The 13,557-nt window shown below is 64.8% G+C and carries 15 protein-coding genes; 6 read left to right on the top strand and 9 right to left on the bottom strand.

Annotated elements, in window-relative coordinates:
• Positions 1–637: 637 nt before the first annotated feature.
• The gene (locus ACFRJ8_RS21205; RefSeq protein WP_377988340.1) at positions 638–1,531 is read left to right on the top strand and encodes an SDR family oxidoreductase; all 894 of its coding nucleotides are present in this window, start codon (positions 638–640) and stop codon (positions 1,529–1,531) included.
• 401 nt (positions 1,532–1,932) lie between these two features.
• On the opposite strand, the gene ACFRJ8_RS21200 is transcribed toward ACFRJ8_RS21205, so the two are convergent.
• The 7 genes from ACFRJ8_RS21200 to ACFRJ8_RS21170 form a co-directional block, all read right to left on the bottom strand.
• A complete protein-coding gene (locus tag ACFRJ8_RS21200; RefSeq protein ID WP_377988339.1) occupies positions 1,933–2,400 on the bottom strand; it encodes a hypothetical protein in 468 nt (155 codons plus the stop codon).
• An 858-nt stretch (positions 2,401–3,258) separates the two neighbouring features.
• On the bottom strand, positions 3,259–4,203 hold the full coding sequence (locus ACFRJ8_RS21195) for an EamA family transporter (RefSeq protein ID WP_377988338.1): 945 nt from the start codon (positions 4,201–4,203) through the stop codon (positions 3,259–3,261).
• Positions 4,200–4,736 (bottom strand): TetR/AcrR family transcriptional regulator, encoded by a 537-nt coding sequence (locus ACFRJ8_RS21190; protein WP_377988337.1) that lies wholly within the window; start codon positions 4,734–4,736, stop codon positions 4,200–4,202. Before ACFRJ8_RS21190 ends, ACFRJ8_RS21195 begins: the two co-directional genes overlap by 4 nt.
• Positions 4,737–5,396: 660 nt before the next feature.
• Entirely contained in the window at positions 5,397–5,837 is a 441-nt protein-coding gene (locus ACFRJ8_RS21185) for a VOC family protein (RefSeq protein WP_377988336.1), read from the bottom strand.
• Positions 5,838–5,919: 82 nt separating this feature from the next.
• Entirely contained in the window at positions 5,920–6,330 is a 411-nt protein-coding gene (arr, locus tag ACFRJ8_RS21180) for an NAD(+)--rifampin ADP-ribosyltransferase (RefSeq protein WP_377988335.1), read from the bottom strand.
• A gap of 9 nt (positions 6,331–6,339) precedes the next feature.
• Positions 6,340–6,972: a hypothetical protein gene (locus ACFRJ8_RS21175; RefSeq protein WP_377988334.1), complete on the bottom strand. Its 633-nt coding sequence runs from the start codon at positions 6,970–6,972 to the stop codon at positions 6,340–6,342.
• Between the two features lie 269 nt (positions 6,973–7,241).
• Entirely contained in the window at positions 7,242–7,415 is a 174-nt protein-coding gene (locus tag ACFRJ8_RS21170; protein WP_377988333.1) for a hypothetical protein, read from the bottom strand.
• Between the two features lie 307 nt (positions 7,416–7,722).
• Between ACFRJ8_RS21170 and ACFRJ8_RS21165 the strand changes: the two genes are divergently transcribed.
• The 3 genes from ACFRJ8_RS21165 to ACFRJ8_RS21155 all read left to right on the top strand — a co-directional run bounded on the left by ACFRJ8_RS21165 (position 7,723) and on the right by ACFRJ8_RS21155 (position 11,104).
• Positions 7,723–9,555 carry a BTAD domain-containing putative transcriptional regulator gene (locus tag ACFRJ8_RS21165; protein WP_377988332.1) on the top strand — a complete coding sequence of 611 codons (1,833 nt, stop codon included), beginning with the start codon at positions 7,723–7,725 and terminating at the stop codon, positions 9,553–9,555.
• A gap of 100 nt (positions 9,556–9,655) precedes the next feature.
• Positions 9,656–9,838 carry a PspC domain-containing protein gene (locus tag ACFRJ8_RS21160; protein WP_377988331.1) on the top strand — a complete coding sequence of 61 codons (183 nt, stop codon included), beginning with the start codon at positions 9,656–9,658 and terminating at the stop codon, positions 9,836–9,838.
• A 108-nt stretch (positions 9,839–9,946) separates the two neighbouring features.
• Positions 9,947–11,104 (top strand): DUF6226 family protein, encoded by a 1,158-nt coding sequence (locus tag ACFRJ8_RS21155; protein WP_377988330.1) that lies wholly within the window; start codon positions 9,947–9,949, stop codon positions 11,102–11,104.
• Between the two features lie 127 nt (positions 11,105–11,231).
• Here ACFRJ8_RS21155 and ACFRJ8_RS21150 read toward each other — a convergent pair whose 3' ends face one another.
• The gene (locus tag ACFRJ8_RS21150; protein WP_011690916.1) at positions 11,232–11,435 is read right to left on the bottom strand and encodes a cold-shock protein; all 204 of its coding nucleotides are present in this window, start codon (positions 11,433–11,435) and stop codon (positions 11,232–11,234) included.
• 321 nt (positions 11,436–11,756) lie between these two features.
• Here ACFRJ8_RS21150 and ACFRJ8_RS21145 point away from each other — a divergent pair, with 321 nt between their 5' ends.
• Positions 11,757–12,149, top strand: coding sequence for a TfoX/Sxy family protein (locus ACFRJ8_RS21145; RefSeq protein ID WP_377988329.1), 393 nt, complete (start codon positions 11,757–11,759; stop codon positions 12,147–12,149).
• Here the strand turns inward: ACFRJ8_RS21145 and ACFRJ8_RS21140 are convergent.
• A complete protein-coding gene (locus tag ACFRJ8_RS21140; RefSeq protein WP_377988328.1) occupies positions 12,146–12,952 on the bottom strand; it encodes a hypothetical protein in 807 nt (268 codons plus the stop codon). The two genes, ACFRJ8_RS21145 and ACFRJ8_RS21140, sit on opposite strands and share 4 nt — an antisense overlap.
• Before the next feature lie 200 nt (positions 12,953–13,152).
• Between ACFRJ8_RS21140 and ACFRJ8_RS21135 the strand changes: the two genes are divergently transcribed.
• Entirely contained in the window at positions 13,153–13,533 is a 381-nt protein-coding gene (locus ACFRJ8_RS21135) for an HNH endonuclease signature motif containing protein (RefSeq protein ID WP_377988327.1), read from the top strand.
• The last annotated feature ends 24 nt before the right edge of the window (positions 13,534–13,557 follow it).

The following is a 13,557-nucleotide window of genomic DNA, read 5'->3' as shown; positions in this document are numbered from 1 at the left end:
AATTCAACCAATTCAATACAATAAATTGGTATCAACAAACTTGGCACACTATTGAGTTCTCAAACAACAGACACACCCGGCACCACCACAACCAATCGGTCGAGGATCGCTCCGGAGCAACTTTTCAAACTTACCCGATCTTGGGAGTGTTTGCAAATTCGCATTTTTGCGATTTACATTCTCTTAAGAAGGTCCCCACCGTTATTTAGCACGCAAATTCGCGAACCATTTTCAGGCTGTTTAGAAGGGGGTCGGTCGCTTTCTTTCCGCATCAGCGGCGGCGACTCGAATTACTTTACACGCCGGGAGGACCGGGCACAAATCGGCCTCCCGAGGTGCCTCCTGGCGTCATAATCCCCGGATCGGCGCGGATTCTTGCCTCCGCAGTCGCCCCCAAGGGCCAGTCCGCCGGCGTCAGGCTTCTATGGAGTGGATCACATCCCGCACCGGCCTCGCCTGACGGCGACGAGTTGTTCAATCTCCCGACGGGACCGCCCTCCGGACCGCTGCCCACTCCACCTAGCCCCGCCGTCCGTTGCGCCAAAACCGCCCCACTGGCTAGGGTTGATGCTAAGCATGCTTAGCATGTTTGGCGGGCAGGCTGTCCGCGCTGAAGCCCATGATCCGGAGGAGCTCCATGACTGACCAGTACACCTTCAAGAACCCGGTAACAGCGTACGAACACATTTCACCCCCGAAGCAGAGCCAGCCTGAACCCGGCCTGGATGCAAGGCTCACCCCGAAGGCGGACCTGGGCGAGGAGACCTACCGCGGCACCGGGCGTCTCGAAGGCCGCAAGGCGCTCGTCACCGGAGCGGACTCCGGCATCGGCGCCGCTACGGCCATTGCGTTCGCACGTGAGGGGGCCGACGTCGTCCTCTCCTACTTACCTGAAGAGGAGGAGGACGCGGCCCGAATCGCGAACCTGATTGAGAAAGCAGGCCGCAAGGCGATCAAGGTTCCCGGCGATCTCAAGGATTCCGCGACGTGCCGCGAGCTGGTGGACACTGCGGTGCGCGAGCTGGGCGGTTTGGACATCCTGGTGAACAACGCGGGGAAGCAGGTGGCCCAGGAGGACATCGGTGAGATCACCGACGAGCAGTTCGACCACACCCAGAAGACCAACGTCTACGCCATGTTCTGGCTGACCAAGGCAGCGGTGCCGTACCTGCCGGCTGGATCTACCATCATCAACACCACGTCCATCCAGGCCTACAACCCCTCGCCGACTCTCGTGGATTACGCCGCAACCAAGGCCAGCATCAACAACTTCACCAAAGGCCTGGCCCAGCAGCTCGCGCCGAAGGGAATCCGCGTCAACGCAGTTGCGCCCGGGCCGATCTGGACGCCGCTCCAGCCCAGCAGTGGGCAGCCGACGGAGGCCCTGCCCGAGTTCGGCAAGGACACTCCCCTGGGCCGTGCCGGCCAACCGGCCGAGCTCGCCCCGGCCTACGTCTTTCTGGCTTCCGCGGAGTCCAGCTACGTCGTCGGCGAGACGCTCAACGTCAACGGCGGCAGCCCGACGCCGTAGTCCAGTTCCGGACGCCCGCGCCGAAGCCGGCGTCGGCGTCGGGTACACCGTGCGGCCCTTCCCTTGTAGCGCCATGTTGCTCCGGAAGGGCCGCTTTTCGTGGAGGTGGCCCGTGGCGTGCCTCGCCACGGCAAAGGTTCAAGGCTACGGCCCAGACTTGAGCCAGGGTTGCCGCGAAGCTTGATCAGCTGGCTCTGGATGAAGCTTCGCCCCGGGCCTATATTTTGCTTAATGGCAATAGCGCGGTCGTACCTAACGGGCGCGGCGTGTTCAGGAGGAGATCATGAGCCCGACACCTAAACAGAGTTTCGCCGCGCCATTCACTCCCTGCTACGGCACTGCTAGCTTGACTGGATAGAACGAGCTGTGGATCCTCACCCCCAAGGGCCGGTGTCGGAAAGTCACCGCGCTGGCGATGCCTCCACGAAGGCCACTTGGGTGGCATATTGCTGATAGAGCTTGACGGCCTCGTCGATGTCGATGTGGCCGAAGTTCAGCGAGACCTGCAGCCCCTCCAGCTGGGCGCTGGCGGTCTCGGCCGCGCTCACACGGTCCGCCACCGAACGGGACGTGGCGAAATTCGTCGCCAGCGCCGCGGCAACGGAACAGATCACCGCCAGCAGACACAGCCCACGCCACACAATCGAGTCGTCGGCCAAGTTGAAGATGTTCGCCACCGCTTCGGTGAACCCCGTGCCCCCGACGGCGGGACCGGCCGTGAGCGAGGCGGCCAGCGCGCTGCCCACAATACTGATGCTCGCCAGGCGCGTGCGCCGCGGTCGTTCCCTGCCGAGGTAGGACTGAAGGTCTCGTTGCTTCTGGTCGATGCGGTTGGACAGTCTCTGCCGCGTATCCGATGTTTCGTCCATGATCTGGTACCAGCTTCCCTCGCCGATCGTGTCCGCACGCCTGGAAAGTGGATCCGACCGCCAGCGGTCCACCGGTTCCCCGGATTCCCCAGCCGGGGCGGGATCTCCCTGCCCCGTTGCCGCTCCCCTCCCGAAACGCGCACACGTTTAGGATGCTCCCGCGCCAGTGCGAGTGTCTAGACAGACCACCTAGCCGGCATGCCGCGCCAGACGTCGCCGGTCGCCGGCGCACCGACGACGTCGGGTGTGGAGTCCAGCGCTGCGTGGCGGCGTTTGGTGACCGCTCGGTGCCGCTCAACCGGGCTTTGAGTTGTCCTGCATCGCATTGGAATTGAAACACCTTGGTTGAGAACCCTGTGAATCGCAGAGCTATTTGGCAGTGAAGCGCTTAGTGGCGAATGAGGAGGGTTTCCCTTGCAGCGTCGATGATCCCGGGCGTGAGCTATCGAGGTGGTAGAGCGTCTGGATGCGGCGGACGAGGGCGCAAAGCTGTCGCCGAGGCGAAAGTGTTCGCCGGTGATTCGGATGATGGTCGCGGTGCCGGTTACCGGTCCGTCGACACCGCTCACTTCCGCGGCGGCCAAGGGTCCCGGTACCGGAAATGGGAAAGCCCCTCAGGTGAGGGGCTTTCCAGGAATTTGACAGTAGGTTGCAGTCTTGGTCTGCGGTGATGCGCGCCTCCTCCCCGGGCGTTGTGTGCGCCCCTGCCTGAATTCGATACTGCAAGACAGTAATAGCTGATCAGCGGATCGTCCAGCCGCAGGCTGGCGTGTCTTCAGAGCCGGTCCTGGTAGCCGTCAGCATGCTTCGCCAATCCAACATCGTATGGTGCGGGGCTCCTCGAGGCCCGATCCCGTATTAGCTGGCGGCCATCTGAGGGCTCCCGCGCTTGGAGTCGGATTTCGGTGCACTAACCGTGTTGGTTGGGGCGATCGCCAGGACTGCGAGAGCCACGGCTATGATCCCAAGTCCGGTCCAGCCAACAGTGCTGAGGCGTTCGCCGACGATGGCCACCGCCAGGATCGCGGCAATGGCCGGCTCACTCAGGGTGATGGTGGTTGCGGTGCTGGCCGTGACGCGTGCCAGACCATATCCGAAGAGCACGTAGCCCAGAAACATCGGGATCAGAGCCATGTAGGCTGCGACGGCGAACGCCTGGGAGCTCGCGATCAGCGGTGCACCGGTCAGGAGCAGGACCGGCACAAGCAGAATGCCGCCCGCCCCGAACACTGCCCCCATCGAGGCGGCGCGACTAATGCCTTGGCTCATGAGGCGTTGGGCGCACCACGAATATGTGGCGTACGTGGCGCCGGCGACCAGACCGAGCCCGATGCCGGCAAGCGTCGAACCGGCATCGCCGGGGTCGTGGGCCATCTTGGAAAGACACAGCAGGGTGCTGCCGGTGACGCCGAGCCCTGCGGCCAGCATCCACCACCGGCTGAGCGGGGTGCGTTGGGCGAACCATTCCAGCACACCGGAAGCCAGCGGGGCCGAGGCCAGGGACACGACGGTGCCAAGCGCCACCCCGGCCAGGTGCATCGAGCTGTAGAACGCCAATGGGTAGATCGCCACCGCCACCGCGCCCAGAGCGGTCAAGGGCAGGCTGGCGCGTAGTTGCCCGCGGCCGGCGCATAGCGCAGGGATCGCGATGAGAGCCTGTAGGATGCCGCCGATCCCCAGGGCGGCGGCTCCGATCGCCAGCGGGCCGGCACCGGGTGCGAATGTTGCGGCGGTGCCCGTGGTGCCCCACAGTATTGAGGTGATGGTGATCGCCGCGATGGCGGTCAACCTTTCGCGCCTCACGCCGCATCCAACAGCGAGGCGGCGATCGCCCGGGCATGGACCAAGCGCTCCGGAGAGCCCTCCAGGCCGGCGCGGGCTACCGCACCTTCGAGCACGAACGCCAGCTGCTCGGCCAGCACCGCGGCCCGATCGGCGTCGACGATCCCCGCCAGACCAGCGGCCAGAATCGCCTCGACCTGTTCCTTGTGCTCGCGGACCGCCACCCGCCCGGGCGCGCCCGCAGGCAGCTCGGCGGCTGCGTTGAGCAGCCCGCACCCGCGAAACCCATGGACGTAGGCGGCGCCGGCATGGTCGATATAGGCATCGAACACCGCCAACACCCGACCGCGCGAAGTCTGTGCATTGATGACGCGCAGCTCGTACAGCCCCAGCCACTCCTGGTGGCGTTCCCGGATATAAGCGAGCACCAGATCGTCCTTGGACGCGAAGTTGTTGTACAGGCTCTTCCGCGCCACACCCGCCCTCTCGGTGATCGCATCGATCCCGGTAGCGGCCATCCCATGCGCATAGAACAACTCAGCGGCGGCCGTCATCAACCGATCACGCGCCGGCCGCTCCCGGCCCACACTATCACCCACGTCATCACGTCCTTAAGTAGGTAGCCCAGTCTACCTACTTAATTGGAAGAACGCCACGCGGATCCGCCACCAAGGGGAACGCCCACTGATCCAAAGTCCCTGAAAACAGCGTTTAGCCGGGAGCCTGCGGGTTGGGGACAGCGGGCGCCGGCTTCGTCCGGCCGTCCTGGTAAGGGAATGTCAACTGTCGGGCCGGGTACGTTCAGTGTGCAATGGATTCACCGGGGCCGGTAAGTCATTATTGCCATGCTCCGCGACGGAACCATTACCCAGAGCCTGGGCCAAGCCTCAGACCTTGGGACGACGTCCGGTAGTCCAGGACTGCGCGAGAAGCTGTAGAACGCGCGCAATGATGAATACAGCCATGCTCGTCAGCACAAGGAGACCAGATACCCCAAAGCCCATAGGGCCGAAATATACGTGGCCCAGAAGGTCATGGCGCATGAAGTGATCTGCTGCCGTAGCGCAGATTCCGATGATGAACATCCCGGCAAGGACAGTCCAGAGGACGTTCAGACCGTGGAAGAATCCGCTGCTCCCCCGGTTACCTGGTGCCGTATCCATAGCTGTCCCCTCTCGATGGTGATGGGCTTTACTCCAGCGCAGATCCGGCCGTCAGTTCTTCGGATTAAGTTCCTCGGCGAGCATCACGATGATGCCGCTGGGACCGCGCACGTACGTGAGTTTGTAGACGTCCTCGTAGGTCGCCACGCCGCGTAGCGGCCGGCAGCCGTGCCTCGCGGCGATCTCAAGGGCTTGGTCAATGTCGTCGACTGAGAAGGCGACGCGGTGCATGCCAATCTCGTTGGGACGGGTGGGGCTCGTCTCAATTGCTTCGGGGTGGATGTACTCGAAGAGCTCAAGTCGGCCGTGACCGTCCGGGGTCTGGAGCATCGCAATTTTGGCATGGTTGCCATCCAGGCCCACGGCAGTATCGGTCCACTCACCACTGACCGTGTCACGGCCGACGACGGTGAGTCCGAGGTCGGTGAAAAAGGCGATGGCTGCTTCGAGGTCGCGAACGGCGATGCCGACGTTCTCAAGTTTAATGGCCATGCACTGCACGCTACCGAGTCGGGCCGATTAGCTCCAGAGGCGAGCCGGGGCTCAATCGAACAAGCCCCGTGGGCAATCCTCGTCAGTTGATGATTTCGCCTCGTTCGTCTGCACGGAGTGCTGCCAGGCGTTCTTTCCACGCCTGCAGCGCCTCGGGTGCCAGTCGTGTCCAGTCGGTGACTTCGCCGACCACCCTGAGCGGGGCACTGCTGCGATATGACCGGGTGGGGTTGCCGGGGAATTTCTTGTCGGTCACGTTCGGGTCGTCCTCGAATGCCCCGGTCGGCTCGACTGCGTAGACGCGCGGGGCACCGTCACCCGGCGCGAGTTCCGCAGCGAGTCCCGCACCGTTCGGAAGAGCGGTGAAATAGATGTGATTCATCACGACTTCGGGACGGTAGTTCGACCGGAAGCCCGCCCTCAGGAGATCACCGTCCCGGAGGTCGGCTTTCGTGCCGTGAAAGAACGGACCCTCGTCCAGCGGTTGGCTCACAGCTACAGCCTAAGCCTTTGCGTCCGGGGCGCCCGGCTCTGCCGTGCGGTCAAGGAACCTGCCGGCCCGCTGGAAGTCCCGGACACCAAGCACCCATACAGCTACGCCGGCGGCCATGAGCCAGGAGCCGAACGCGCTTCCTCCTAGGAGCTGGGGAATGAGTATGAGCGGCAGCACGGGGGCCCAGATGAGCTGTCTGGCGAGATTCTTTCGCAGTTGCACGGCGGCGGCCCGAGAAACGACAAGGTGATCCGGATCGACGGGGCTCTTCCCGAGAATCTGGCGCCGGATGCCCTTTCGCTCTTCGTCCTCCAGTGAGAGCAGCACATCGACCCTGCCCGACTTCGCCGCAGGCACGACTTTCTTGGCGTTGTAAAGGAGTCCGCCGATGACGCCACCCAGGAATGCAAGGATGAATCCTAATCCGAGAAGCGTCGGCCAGTCCGTCGTGGCGCCTCCGAGGGCGAATATTCCAAGGACCGTCCCCGCCGCGACAAAGAAGATCACGCCGGCCGGCAAATATATCGTGTAATACCTTTTGAGGGCGCTGCCGAGGCCCTGATCTGCAATGCCCTGCGCTCGTCGTGTGGCGGTGGCCCAACGGTCGTCGGACCTGGGTATGAGATCGTCGATTCCTGTCATCATCCGCTTCCCCCTGGGCACGAGTATGGTGCAAGGGCCCGGCTGTCCTCCCGCCAACGCCACTGAACCTGATGCCCAAATCCTGAACTATCTTCACCCAGAAGCCAACAGCACGCCCGGTGGTGCGACACCAGCCGATCACGGAACGCCGGCACGAGGCGCTGAACGCCACATAGGCACCGCACGACGTCGGGCCTCGCCCCCGCTTCCAATGCTGGAAGCGGGGGCCAGGCCCGTTCGGTTACTGGCGTGCGGCTGCCGGGATGCGGTCAGCGCAGGGACCGGAGCGATGCGTACGGTTCGCTGGGCAGGTTGCCGGCCGTCCACGGTCGGGTGGACCGGACAGGCGGGGTGTGGCCCCGGCCGTCGCGGAACACCGCGAGGCAAGTGGCGACGGCTGCGTAGACCAGGAGTCCGGCGAGCAGGATAGCGGCAAATACCATTTGAAATGCACCTCGGGCGAGTGATGGAGCTGGTTGTTTGGGCGGATGATGGAGCAGGTTGTTCGGGCCGGGTTCCTGGGTGATGGCTGCGGATTAAGGGTGCGGCTGCGGTTCGGGTTTCCGGTCCTTTCTTGATGACAACTCCAGTTTCCGCGCCCACCGTGTGAGCCACCGTGTGAGCGGTTTTCGTCCGGAATCGCCCGCGTTTCGACGACGGTCATGCACCCGTCGCGCGCCCGGAACTCCCCTACTGACGCCCCACCGTTACCCCCTCCCGCTCCCCCATCAGCGGCGTAGCATGACTCATATGGCCGAGACTTGGATTCGGCTCCTCGGTCCGCCCAGGATCGAGTCCGCTGGCACCGCACCCCGGCAGCCCCGGGGCCGCAAGGCGTGGGCTGTGCTGGCCTACCTCGCGCTGCAACCGGGCGGCACCGGCCGTACCCGGACCGCGGCCCTCCTGTTCCCCGACGCCGAGGACCCGCTCGGCGCCCTGCGCTGGAACCTCTCCGAGCTGCGGCGGACCCTCGGCACCGAATCGATCGGCGGCGACCCGCTGCGGCTGGTGTTGCCGGCCGGATGGAACTGCGATGCGATGGCTGCCCTGGCCCCCAGCAAAGACGCCGACCCCCGCACTTTCGACGGCGAACTCCTGGAGGGCCTCACCTTCGAAGAATGCCCAGCGTTCGAATCCTGGCTGGAGGACCAGCGGCACCGGCTCGAGAACGCCTTCCTGACGCTGCTCTATGAGGCGTCACTCGCCGCGCTGGCGGCCGGAAGGGCGGACGACGCCGTCGACCTCGCCACCCGCGCGCTGCACCTGGACCCCTTCAACGCCGACTGCCACGCCGTGCTGATCAAGGCCCTGGTGTCCCTGGGCGAGTACCGGCGGGCGCGGGAGCAGGCCGACAAGTGCCGGGAACTGTACCGCCGGGAACTCGGGCTCGGTGTGCCCGCGGAGGTGCGGCGGGCGCTGTCCGACGCGGCGCCCGCGGCCGAGCCCGGGCTGCCGGCCAGTTCGGCCGCGGTGCGGTCCTACCTCGACGCCGCCGAGGCCTCGCTCTCCGCAGGCTCGGTGGACCGCGGCCTGGAGCAGTTACGCCTCGCGGCCGAGCTCGCGCAGCGGACCGGTGACCACCATCTGCTGGCCGAATCCCTGGTCACGCTGTCCGGGGCGTTGATCCATCAGGCCGGCGGCCGCGGCGCCGAGGTGGCCGATCTCCTGCACCGGGCATTGAAATCCGAAGGACTGGACCCCGAGGCGCTGCAGGGAGCGCGGAACCCCGGCCGGCCGGCGTCGCGGGTGGCGGCGGCCGCGTACCGGGAGCTGGGGTACCTGTCCGTGCAGCGGGGCATTCCGGACCGCGCGGCGGGATGGCTGGAGCAGGCGGCCCGGGCGGCGGACGGGTTCGACGACGAACGGTCCAGGATCCTGGCCATTCAGGGCATGGCGGCCTCGGACACCGCGCATTACACCGAGGCGCTGGCGGCACTGGTCGAATCGAGCCGGCTCGCCACCGCCGCAGGGGGCCGCCGTCTGCTGGCGTTCAGCCAGGCCCTGACCGGGCGGGTGCATCTGCTGCGCGGGGATCTGGAGCCGGCGGCCGAATGCCTGGACAGGGCCCAGGAACTGATCGCGGCCGAGCACTGGACGGCGTTCGAGCCCTTTGTCGCCGGGCTCCGCGGCGAGACCTTCCTCGCCGCCGGCCGACTGGAGGACGCAGCTCCGCTGATCGACCGCTCGTGGGTGATGGCCGACGTCGCCGGCGACCACTGCTACCTGACCCTGGCCGCCGGGGCCAAGGCGAGGCTCAGCATGGCGCTGGACGACCAGGCCGCGGCGGAATCCTGGCTGAAGCGTGGGCTCGACACCACGCCCTGGTATCTCTGGTACCGGGCTCGGCTGCTGGACACGGCCGCCGAGGTCGCGATCGACGCCGGCTCCCCCGCCGCCGGGGACTACGCCGACCGACTGGGCACCATGGCCAGCCGCGGCGCGTTGCGCGAACTCCTGGTCCGGGCGCACTCGCACCGGGCAGTCCTGGGCGATGCGGCCGCCGCGGAGACCATCCCGTGGCTGGCCAAGGACATCGACAACCCGGCGCTGAACGAGTATCTGACGCGGCGGGGCCAGCTCTGACGACGGGCTGAGCCGCGGGGCTGTGGCGCCGCTGTGTCGCCGCTGCGCGGGCGCGAAGATTCCTGCTGACGGGACGGACACCCGGTGCTAGGGTGACGAAATGGCAGCAACCCTGGTTCGTCCCCGGCGTGGCAAGGTCTTCGCCGGGGTGTGTGCGGCCCTGGCCGACCGCTTCGAGGTCCCGCGGGCATTCGTCCGGGTCGGGTTCATGTTCTTCGGCCTTTTCGGTGTGGGCGAGTTCGTCTATATCGCGCTGTGGATCATCATCCCCCAGGGCGATTAGCCCGAGCACGACTTCAGCACAGGGCAGGACTGCGCACCGAGCACAGCTCTCACCACTGGAACTGAGTAACCCATCTATCGTGCTGCTTCCGTGCCCTAGGATCGCGGTATGGGGCCAGCCGAGGACTTGTTCGAAGGTCAACCGTCCGGATTGCCGGAGCCGATGCCTCGGGGCAGGGCCCGGTATCAACCTGCCGCGGGCAAACCGGCCAAGGTCAGGCACGTCGGAGGCTATGCCCCGTTCATCGAATTCTGCACCGGCCGCGGAGTCCGGGCCGAAGAACTGGCCTCGGATCCTGAGCGGCTCATTTCGTTCCTGCGCAGATTCGGCTCTCACTTTGAAAACGACAGGACCCTCAGTGCCGCGGCGGCCGTCTTCGCCGGGAACGCCATCGCCCGCCTGAGACCGGACGCGCAGTGGGCCGCCTACGAAGGCGCATCTCCCACGGTGGGAAACCGGCACCGGCAGTTCGAGGTCGACCGTCTGCTGGTGGCTGTGCGCAGTGCGGACGAAGAATCATTGCGCGGGTTCGTTTCCGCGCTCTTGGACTGGGCCCGGGAGGAAGTGGATGAGTCCCCAGCAATGCAGCCCGTTCCGGTATCACCGCCGGCGGGACAGCCCCGCTATGTCCGGCCGGACCTGCCGACCGCCACCTACTACTCCCCCGGCGGGGAACCCATTCCCTACGGCCGGCAGTGGGGCGCTGAGGGGCCCGATCCTGATTCCTACAGCGTGGACAGCCACCCCGAGCGTTTCGCCGGACTTCACGTCGTGGCGCGTGCCCTGATCAACCATCTGGCTGCCACTTACGACGTCGACGTCCATGAGGATCCGGTCCACGCCAGGGACCTGCTGAACGAGGTCCGGGACGTGCAGCACGCGGTTCGGGTCACCCCGCGCCGTTCCGGAGCGGTGCCACTGACGTTTGTGCTGACCGGCTATCCGGGCGTCGTGGTCCACGCCGGCGTGCTGCACGACTTCCCATTTCCCGTGTGCGGCTGCGACGCATGCGACGAAACGGCGGAGACAACAGCGGACCGGATGGAGCTGCTGGTGCTCTCGGTCGCGGCCGGCGGATACGCCGAACGCTACCCGGTTGGCAGCCGGCGGTGGAGCGAATACGCACTCACCGCATTCGACGGCTCCGGCTCGGAAGGCGGAAGTGGCGAACCCGGCCCCGTCGCCCCCGCCCGACTCCACGAGGCAGAGATCCGGCTGCGGGATGTCGCCGGCCCGTGGCGTCCATGGCCGCCGCGCGGCCGCTGAACGTCGACGGCGGTGGCGCGCCGCCGTCGTCGAACCTCTGTTAAGGCACGGGCGGGTTAAACAAAAACAGGGCCCGTCCGAAGACGGGCCCTGCTAGAAACCTAACGGTCCCGGGTATCTAAGGAAATTAGATAGCCTGGATGTTGGTGGCCTGGGGACCCTTGGGGCCCTGCTCGGTTTCGAAGGAGACCTTCTGGTTCTCTTCGAGGGAGCGGAAGCCGGAGGAGTTGATCGCAGAGTAGTGTGCGAAAACGTCCTGTGAGGAGTCATCGGGGGAAATGAAGCCGAAGCCCTTTTCAGCGTTAAACCATTTGACGGTACCAGTAGCCATTATTTTTGTCCTTCGTGAAGGTGGAGGAACTGTCCCGACTTTCGGGTCCTCCTGTTTGGGGTGCTCAAAACCGCTGCTTCAGAAGAACATGGGCTTTCGACCATGCGTACTGCCTGAACTACGAACTGCATAAACACAACAACAGGATCAACCATACAGGAGATTTTCGGGGCGGCTTACCACAGCCCCGTCGAGCCCACGTCCGCGGCTGCCCTCCGGCACCACGCCGGCCGTCTGCGCGGACCGCCTGTACCGTGCCGGGCCGCGGGCATATCCTGCAGGAAGACCAGCCCGTGACCGTCAGTTACCGGAGGAAGACCCATGGAAATGCCGAAAGCGTCCGACGCCGACAAGGAACACTTCCGTTCGGTGCTGCCTGACCACCCCGAGGTGGTCGTCAAGCCGATGTTCGGGAACCTCGGGGCGTTCGTGCATGGGAACATGTTCGCCGGCCTGTTCGGCCCGACCATCGGCGTGAAGCTGGCCGAGGCGGACAAGGAGATGCTGGAAGGCACCGAGCGGACCGTGCCGTTCGGGCCGCCGGAGCGCCCTATGGGCGGCTATACCGGCTTGCCTGAAATATGGAACGCCGAGGGCTCCGGCGATGAGGCGCGGGCCAAGGCCTGGGTGGAGAAGGCTTATTCCTATGTGGCCGGATTGCCGCCTAAGGAGCCGAAGGTTTCTACGCCCCGGCCCAAAAAGTTGGAAGGCTAGGGCTGGACAACATTCACGAGTTCTGACCGGCTGCCGGTCTCCAGGTCTTCGGTAAGGGCCAGCGCACCGATCTGGGGGCAGTGATACTTATACTCTCGGGAGTTCTTTTCAAGCGGCGTCCAGTCGTAGACCTTGACGCAGTCGGTGTACGTGCCTGACTTGGTGGAGACGGTCTCGCCGGTAGCCACGGTGTCCCGCATGTCTTCCGCGTGACCAACGTAAAATTCCTGCCTGTAGGAGTCGCCAGGGCGCTGCTCGGTCTTCATCCAGATGCCGGCTTTTGCCCCGTCTTTTCCATGGCGAAAGCTGCCTGAGTGGTGCACCAATATCCCATTCAAGAAGTTGTCCACGTCCTCGCCGAAGTACCAGACGTCGCCGTTTTTGTGTTGCGCCAGGTAATCCCGGGTTTCCTCCACCAGCTGCCCGTTCTTGTACTCCTTATCCAGATAGACCACCGTCTCAACACCCCCTATGTTCACGGTCTCCGGCAGGATCTCGATCTCGATCCTCTCGGTGACTTTTCCGTGATCGGTGGTCTCGTAGGTCAGTTTTTTGCCGACTGGGAGGGCGAAGTATTTGTTGGTAATTTCGGTGGTGAAATCTGCTGGGTTGATCTGCGGGTTGTACTCCGCCGCCCTACTTCTTTTTGCGTTGTCGAGGACAAATAATGTCGCCCCGGCAACAACCAGCAAGAGGACGATCACACCAAAGAAGATTTTGGTTCGCCGATTCATGACCTTTCCCACTCCTTCTGAGTAGAAATTCCTGTAGGGGGTCAGAGCGCCGTTGCTGCCCATGGCCATACGAAAAAGGCTTGCCCATGGCCATAGGAAAAGATAGGGCAGTCCGCCCTGAACCAGAACACCCTTGACGAACTCGCCGTCGTCCTGATCATGATTGTCGCCATCATCCGCGGCCGGGACGTCCGGCGCCGCGACCCGGTCCGGCGCTTTAGCCGCCGGCAGTACCGCGAAGGCAAGTCGCGGGCAGAAGCCAGTGCGAGATGGAGGCGGGCTTCCGCCGCCGTTGTTCCCGTCCCGCGGAACATGGTGACCATTTCTACCCGTGGTTCAAGGGCGGATCCACCAGCCTGCAGAACTTCGTCGTCGCGTGCAGCAGGTGCAACCGCGCGAAAGGCGCACAGAACCCGTCGCCAGGCCAGCAGGAAAGACTGGTACAACGACGGCGTACGTACGTCACGCTTCAGGAGCATCTGTATGTGCCGTCGCCCTCCCCGTCGCAGATGTCCGGATCCGGTGGAAGCGGGGGACCTCACCGAAACTTTCGCGAACCCTTCATGAATATGAAGGGCGCCATCGCGACACGCCGATTGCAGGTCACGACGGCCGGGCATGCCTTTGTAACACTGAACTCCGAGGCTTGACCACACGAAAAGGAGCCAACCCCC

The organism is Arthrobacter sp. NPDC056886, assembly GCF_042788715.1.
Classification (GTDB): domain Bacteria; phylum Actinomycetota; class Actinomycetes; order Actinomycetales; family Micrococcaceae; genus Arthrobacter.
This window is presented reverse-complemented; position numbering and strand designations above follow the sequence as displayed.

Excerpts from the sequence above, each read along its gene's own strand:
- ACFRJ8_RS21185 (WP_377988336.1), bottom strand. The coding sequence starts at position 5,837 with ATGGCCATTAAACTTGAGAACGTCGGCATCGCCGTTCGCGACCTCGAA.
- ACFRJ8_RS21145 (WP_377988329.1), top strand. The coding sequence starts at position 11,757 with ATGGAAATGCCGAAAGCGTCCGACGCCGACAAGGAACACTTCCGTTCG.
- ACFRJ8_RS21150 (WP_011690916.1), bottom strand. The coding sequence starts at position 11,435 with ATGGCTACTGGTACCGTCAAATGGTTTAACGCTGAAAAGGGCTTCGGC.
- ACFRJ8_RS21200 (WP_377988339.1), bottom strand. The coding sequence starts at position 2,400 with ATGGACGAAACATCGGATACGCGGCAGAGACTGTCCAACCGCATCGAC.
- ACFRJ8_RS21155 (WP_377988330.1), top strand. The coding sequence starts at position 9,947 with ATGGGGCCAGCCGAGGACTTGTTCGAAGGTCAACCGTCCGGATTGCCG.
- ACFRJ8_RS21140 (WP_377988328.1), bottom strand. The coding sequence starts at position 12,952 with ATGGCCATGGGCAGCAACGGCGCTCTGACCCCCTACAGGAATTTCTAC.
- ACFRJ8_RS21170 (WP_377988333.1), bottom strand. The coding sequence starts at position 7,415 with ATGGTATTTGCCGCTATCCTGCTCGCCGGACTCCTGGTCTACGCAGCC.
- ACFRJ8_RS21175 (WP_377988334.1), bottom strand. The coding sequence starts at position 6,972 with ATGACAGGAATCGACGATCTCATACCCAGGTCCGACGACCGTTGGGCC.
- ACFRJ8_RS21165 (WP_377988332.1), top strand. The coding sequence starts at position 7,723 with ATGGCCGAGACTTGGATTCGGCTCCTCGGTCCGCCCAGGATCGAGTCC.
- ACFRJ8_RS21205 (WP_377988340.1), top strand. The coding sequence starts at position 638 with ATGACTGACCAGTACACCTTCAAGAACCCGGTAACAGCGTACGAACAC.
- ACFRJ8_RS21190 (WP_377988337.1), bottom strand. The coding sequence starts at position 4,736 with ATGACGGCCGCCGCTGAGTTGTTCTATGCGCATGGGATGGCCGCTACC.
- ACFRJ8_RS21160 (WP_377988331.1), top strand. The coding sequence starts at position 9,656 with ATGGCAGCAACCCTGGTTCGTCCCCGGCGTGGCAAGGTCTTCGCCGGG.
- ACFRJ8_RS21135 (WP_377988327.1), top strand. The coding sequence starts at position 13,153 with ATGGAGGCGGGCTTCCGCCGCCGTTGTTCCCGTCCCGCGGAACATGGT.